This is a genomic window from uncultured Corynebacterium sp. (genome assembly GCF_947253065.1).
GTDB lineage: Bacteria > Actinomycetota > Actinomycetes > Mycobacteriales > Mycobacteriaceae > Corynebacterium.
In genome coordinates this window covers 1-6,396 of sequence record NZ_CAMXWS010000059.1, presented here as the reverse complement: position 1 = coordinate 6,396, position 6,396 = coordinate 1, and the positions used below count along the sequence as shown (strand labels likewise).

Below are 6,396 nucleotides of genomic sequence, written 5' to 3'. Positions count from 1 at the left end.
CGGTGAATCTGTATGACACCCAACGCTTCGCCAATCAGAAGCAACGCGACCTAGCCCGGGCCACCATGCCGACGTGTCCAGTACCAGACTGCCGGCACGCGGCAGATAACTGCGAGGTCCACCACATCAAAGCATGGTCACAAGGTGGAATGACCAACATGAACAACCTGGCCATGCTGTGCAGGTACCACAACAGAACCAACGACGATGACCCCACCAAACCCCACCGCGGCCGGCTGGAGAATATCCGGGGCGCACCGATGTGGAGATCACCACGGGGGTACCTGGTGCCTAATACCGTCCACCCCTACGGAGCGATGACGCTCCTCTACGGCAGGTAGACGGCAGATAACCCACCACCTCATGCCGAAAGCCAGCAACAGCTGGCCTTTTCGGCATGCTCTTTTTTGGATGCCCCTTAGAGCGGCGCCCTCCGCCTAACGCAGGATGTCACGGCCGTACTTCAGTGCGGCCGTGAGTAGGCCTGCCCATTTCTCGGGTGCCATGCCTTCCGGCCCACCGATGGGCACGATGCGCTGCTCGGCGACGGTCCGGGACTCGGTGTATTTGAGCAGACCTCCGTCGCCGTGGCGGCGGCCTACGCCGGAACGCTTCCAGCCACCCATGGGGGCGCCGATGGAGGACCAGCCAGCGGAGTAGCCCTCATTGATGTTCACGGTGCCGGCCTCCAGGTGGCGGGCGATCTCCTGCGCGGTAGCGCTCTTGCCAAAGATGGAGGCGTTGAGGCCGTACTCGGTGTCGTTGGCTTTCGCGATGGCCTCTTCATGTGAATCGACGACCTCGATGTACACCACCGGCCCAAACACTTCCTCCCGGTACAGTCGTGCGTCCTCCGGCACGTTCAAAAGCACGGTGGGGGCGTAGAAGTTGGGGCCGATGTTGGTCAGGCGCTTGCCGCCTGTGGCGACGGTGGCGCCTTTGGCCACGGCGTCGTCGACGAACTCGGCGACGGTGTCCGCGTGTTCCGAGGAGATGAGGGAGCCCATGTCGATGTCCCAGTCGTGGCCGGCGCCGATCTTCATTTTTTCCACGCACCGCACAAACGCCGGGATGAACCGATCCGCTACGTCACGGTGGACGTACATGCGCTCGATGGAGATGCACAGCTGGCCCGTGTTGGAGAAGCAGGCATGGCGCACACCAGACACAGCCTTATCCACGTCCACGTCCGCCGTCACAATCAACGGGTTCTTCCCACCCAGCTCACCGGAGAACCCGATGAGTCGCTCGCCCGCCTGGGCTGCGAGCTTGGCGCCTGTGGCAGAGGAGCCGGTGAACATGAGGTAATCGACCTGTTCCACGAGTGCTTGACCCACTTCGCGGCCAGAGCCAGGAACGACGGTGAGCACGTCCTTGGGTAGGCCTGCCTCGGCGAGCAGTTCCGCGGCGCGCAGGGAGGTCATCGGGGTGTTGGAGTCCGGTTTCAGCACGACGGTGTTGCCGGCGAGGATCGCCGGGATAGCGTCGGAAATAGCCAGCACCAGCGGGTAGTTCCACGGAGCGATGATGCCCACGACACCAATGGGGGAGTGTTGGACCTGGGTCTTCGTTGCAATCGGCAACGCCACCTTCGCACGGTCCGGCGACAGGAGCTTCTCAGCACGGTAGGCGTAGTGGCGGGCGGTCAACGCATTGTCAAGCACCTCTTCGAAGGCGGCGCGACGGTTTTTGCCGTTCTCGTCCTGGATGATGTCCAGCAGCTCATTCTGGTGCTTGAGCACCAGGTCGTGGTAGCGCAGCATGATCTTTTTGCGCTCTTTGACGGGGGTGGCGGCCCATTCGGGTTGCTTGGCGCGGGCACGCTCGACGATCTGCGTGGCGGTTTCGGCGCCGTAGTAGTTCGTGGTGCCGACGATGGTGCCGTCGGCAGGATTCGTGATGGTGATGGTCGTGTCAGAATCGTTGTGCAGGCGCGTTGTCATAGTCCCCCAAGATAATGCACTTCTGCCCTTCGGGGCAGAGGGATCGGGAGAAAACTTTGGCCCTAGAACACGAACTTTTGTACCAAAGACCGGTACGCCTTGGTGGTCAACTCGACGTCTTCGATGTCGACGTATTCGTCATGCGAGTGCAGTTGGTCCAGCACCTCACCAAGTCCGCGCTCGGCAGCGTGCAGGGCAAACCCGTAGCCCACCCCACCTTTGCGGCGGCCGAAGCGGAGGTCGGAGCCACCTGCAGCGATCGTTGGCACCACGGGCACGCCGGGGAAGAATTCCCCGAAGGTCTCCACGATCGCTTCATATAGCGGCCCGGAGGCGGGGGATACAGTGGCGTCTTCGGTGATCAGGTGCTCGATCTCCACCCGTTCCGCCAGATCGCCGAGCGCTTCCCGCAGAACTTCGTCGACATCTTCCTGCGTCTGCCCAGGTAGCGGACGAATGTCCAGCTCCACGTACGCATTCGACGGCAGCACGTTGATGGCCCCACCGGCGCGGATCACAGTCGGCGCCACGGTGAGATGGCTCATGGCGTGGGAGTAGCGGGCAAGAGGCCCAAGCGCCTCATAGTTCTCCCCGCGCAGCAGCTGCTGTTCCGTCGAGGGGTCGAAGCGGAAGGCGCGGACGTAGCCTTGCCACAGGTCATCGGCGACAACAGGGGGCTCAATGCTGGCCAGTCGACGCGCAACTTCGCCCACCAGCCCCACCGTGAGTTCCCGCCCATATGGCGCAGACCCGTGGCCTGCGTCGCCGTGGATGGTGATGCGCCGCTGCGCCGCCCCCTTTTCACCCACGACGACAACGAGCGCATCCGGCAGGTGGGACCCAGAGGTCTCGGAGAGACAGTTGCGCCAGCTAAAAGCATCGGGTTCGTGCTCCGCGATCCAACCGGCGCCGAGCCCACCGCGGGCTTCCTCATCAGCGCAGCCCACGAAAGTCAGCGTGCCGCGCGGACGTTGCGCCGCCTGCGCCACCTCGCGCGTGACCGTAGCCATCGCCGCCGTGATGAACAGCATGTCCATCGCGCCACGCCCGTAGATTCGTCCGTTCTCAATCTCCGCGCCGAACGGGTCCTGCGTCCATTTTGGCTTATCGACGGGCACCACATCCGTATGCCCCAACAACGTCAACGGTTCCGCCTCGGGGTCCGTCCCTTCGACGGTGAACGCAACGGAAACGCGACCGGGGTGCGGCTCAAAACGCTGCACTTTCACGTCGGTGCCGGCGAAGAACTCCTCTAGGGTCTCAGCGTTGCGTACCTCCTGGCCGGAATCGGGGGTGAGGTCGTTGACGCAGGCGTTGCGGATGAGTTGGCGTAGCAGATCAATGGTGGTTTGTTCAGTCAACCTTTGCCTCCTTGAGATAGTCGGCGACGTGGGTGAGTGCCTCCTGGCAGTCTTCCTCGGAGCCGTCGAGGGAACGGGCGGCGATAGCGATGCCGTACGTGGTCTCACCAATTGTGGTGAAGCCGAATTGGCGGGTGTGCCATGATCCGTCGTCGGCGTCGGACCAGCCACCTTTGAATGGCACATTATCGAGTTGGCCGAGGCCGTAGCGATGTTCGCCCACAATTTTATGCATATCGACGATCACCGGGTTATCCTCCGGCACCGCCGCCAACTGGTGCCCATACCGTGCCTGACCAGGCAACGTCCATGCCGTGGTGCCCCACGCGGGCTGAGGCTTCACCGTCACACCACTCTTAGCTATTTCCTCCGACACCAGCCGGCTCGCATCCGCAGCCGATCCAAGGCAGCCCCACAGTTGGTCGGTGGCATCATTATCCGACCATTCGATGGCCGCCTCCGTGAGCTTCTCTAACGCTTTTTCCCCGTACGAGCAGTGTTTTTGCGCTACCAGCGCAATGGGCACCTTGATGGTGGACCAGGCCGGCATGACCCCCACTGAACCAGCAGTTATATCCTGCGTCCCATCAAAAACGGCCACGCCCACCTGGACATCCAGCTGCTCCTCAATCTCGGCCACGTTCTCATCCAGATCACTCAGATCTAGGTGTGGCCCATCAGAGAGAGCCACTACTGGCCCCACATCAGGCATTGATGGCCCCGCCAAATATGAGCAGCCACTCACAGTCACCCCAACCGCAATGAACGCGCACGCCAGCGCAGCACACCGTTTATTCACACCGAGGATCTTATAGGGTGGGGGGACATGGGGCAGTTGGATGTAGTGGGTGGTGTTGGTGAGGCCGTCGATAAGCTAAAAAAGCTGTATGCGACGTCTTGTGGGCGCGCGCGTGAATGCGTGGCCACAGGCGACTATGCGCGCTACAACGAGGTGCTCTACCCGAAAATCGCGGTGCGCATCACCCAGTGGCGGCCGATCGACCGCTCCCAACCTTTCGGCTACGTTGATGAGGCTGGCACCTACTCCGCGGTGATCTCACGGCCCGACATGATGGAGGCCTACCTGCGCCACCAGCTCGAATGCCTGGCCGCCAACTATCCATGCGAGATTTCCGTCGGTTACTCCGACGTAGGCATCCCGCCGGAATACATCCGCGGCCACGGCCCCGTCAGCGAAGCGCGCCGCACCGACATCCCACGCCCCACGCTTGACGACGTCCACGATGCAATCATCGACGGCGACTGGGACGCCTTCCACAGCCCCGAAAAACCCCTCTTCCACTTCGGCCCCCAACGCTTCGACATCGCCTGCGAACGCATCGAGCATTACACCGGCATCGACGTGGAGTCCGTGCAGCGCTACATCCTGTTCACCAACTACGACATGCACACCCGCGAATTCGTGCGCTTCGGCCTGAACGAACTCGCGCGAGAGGGCACCCGGTACACCGCCCTGCTCCTGCCAAACGGCCGCCGTATCACCCCCGCCGACGTTTTGGACGTTGATGCGGTGGCTGCTGACGTGACCTCGAGCTACCAGATGCCGCGCTACGACCTGGTGGCGGAGAATAATTCCGGCGTGACCATGATCAACATTGGTGTGGGGCCGTCCAATGCGAAGACCATCACGGACTGTTTGGCGGTGCTACGCCCCGAATGCTGGATCATGATCGGACACTGCGCCGGCCTGGACGCCCGCATGCGGATCGGGGACCTCATCCTGGGCAACGCCTATGAGCGGCGCGACCACGTGCTGAACAACCACATTGAACGCGAGCTGCCCATTCCGGCGATCCCGGAGATTCAGCGGACACTAGAGAAGGCCGTGAAGCGGATCTACGGGGATGAGGAGCAGTCCCTCATGCGCACCGGCACGGTGCTGTCCACGGATGACCGCAACTGGGAGTGGCAGACCCCACGGGACCTGTGGGCGTGGCTGCGGGGATCGACGGCGGTGGCGGTGGACATGGAGTCTTCCACCATCGCCGCGAATGGCTACCGCTACCGGGTGCCGTATGGGACGTTGTTGGCGGTGTCGGATCTGCCCCTGCATGCGGTGCCGAAGTTGCCGGCCGCGGCCCAGGCCTTCTACTCCAACTCGAAGGAGGCACACGTCATGTGTGCCGTGCGGACGATGGAACGGTTGGCTAAAAATCCGGAGCGATTGCGGACGCGTAAGTTACGTCGGACACAAGGAGAGGTCCCGTTCCGCTGAGCTTACCGACGTTTCCCCTTCCCACGGGGTATGTTTTCCACTGTGAGAACCGGTGAGAAGCGCAGTGTAAAACAAATCGCGGGACAGGCAACGGTGGTGTGCGTGCTGCTTGTTGCCTGCGGGGTGATTGTGTACCGGTACTGGGCGAATTTTGCCGAGTACAACAGCGTGTTCAAGACCGACATTCCCCTTGACCTGTGGATCTACCTGCGGGGCGGGGAGCGTCTCATCACGGGGGAGGCGCTCTACAGCGGGAACATTATTTTTGACCTGCCGTTTACCTACCCGCCGTTTTCAGGCCTGTTGTTCTCGTGGCTGGGCGTGCTCGACGACATTGTGGTGACGGTGCTGTGGCACACCATGTCGATTGTGTGCACCCTGGTGGTTTTGTGGTTGTGCTTCGCGCGACTGGGGGTGAAGATGACGCCGGCGTTCGCAATCATCCTCCCCGCTTTGGCTGCTTTCTTCCTTTTGGGTACGGAGCCGATGCACGCCACCTTGTTCTGGGGCCAGGTGAACATCCTGCTCATGCTGTTGGTGTGCTTGGATTTCCTGCCGAGTAGGTACCGGCTGCCTGGTGTCGGGGTGGGTTTGGCCGCTGGGATTAAGCTGACGCCGGCGTTTTTCGGATTGCTGTTTTTGGTGCAGCGGCGCTGGGCGGCGGCTTTCGGGAGTTTTGTCACGTTCCTTGTCACCGTCGCCGTCGGTTTCGTCGCAGTGCCGGACGCGAAGGCCTTCTGGACAGACGCCATGTTCTCCTCCGACCGCGTCGGTGACCACTCGAATCCGGGGGCGCAGTCCATCAAGTCGGTGCTGGTGCGCGACTTTGGCATCGAGTCCGGCGCGGTGTGGCTGG

Annotated in this window: 6 protein-coding genes; 3 read left to right on the top strand and 3 right to left on the bottom strand. The window is 62.2% G+C overall.

Annotated features, from left to right (window positions below; translation table 11 throughout):
- Positions 1-65: 65 nt before the first annotated feature.
- Positions 66-341 (top strand): HNH endonuclease signature motif containing protein, encoded by a 276-nt coding sequence (locus Q0X21_RS09720; protein WP_297851685.1) that lies wholly within the window; start codon positions 66-68, stop codon positions 339-341.
- 96 nt (positions 342-437) lie between these two features.
- Here the strand turns inward: Q0X21_RS09720 and Q0X21_RS09715 are convergent, their stop codons facing one another.
- The 3 genes from Q0X21_RS09715 to Q0X21_RS09705 all read right to left on the bottom strand — a co-directional run bounded on the left by Q0X21_RS09715 (position 438) and on the right by Q0X21_RS09705 (position 4,103).
- Positions 438-1,943, bottom strand: a complete 1,506-nt coding sequence (locus Q0X21_RS09715; RefSeq protein ID WP_297851684.1) for a succinic semialdehyde dehydrogenase — start codon at positions 1,941-1,943, stop codon at positions 438-440.
- Positions 1,944-2,005: 62 nt separating this feature from the next.
- A complete protein-coding gene (locus tag Q0X21_RS09710) occupies positions 2,006-3,304 on the bottom strand; it encodes a M20/M25/M40 family metallo-hydrolase (protein ID WP_297851683.1) in 1,299 nt (432 codons plus the stop codon).
- A complete protein-coding gene (locus tag Q0X21_RS09705) occupies positions 3,297-4,103 on the bottom strand; it encodes a hypothetical protein (RefSeq protein WP_297851682.1) in 807 nt (268 codons plus the stop codon). Before Q0X21_RS09705 ends, Q0X21_RS09710 begins: the two co-directional genes overlap by 8 nt.
- A 27-nt stretch (positions 4,104-4,130) precedes the next feature.
- Here Q0X21_RS09705 and amn point away from each other — a divergent pair, with 27 nt between their 5' ends.
- Together amn and Q0X21_RS09695 are read left to right on the top strand one after the other, a co-directional pair.
- Complete coding sequence (gene amn / locus Q0X21_RS09700) at positions 4,131-5,540, top strand: AMP nucleosidase (protein WP_297851681.1); 1,410 nt, start codon at positions 4,131-4,133, stop codon at positions 5,538-5,540.
- Between the two features lie 42 nt (positions 5,541-5,582).
- A partial coding sequence (locus tag Q0X21_RS09695; RefSeq protein ID WP_297851680.1) for a glycosyltransferase 87 family protein occupies positions 5,583-6,396 on the top strand: 814 nt, incomplete at its 3' end.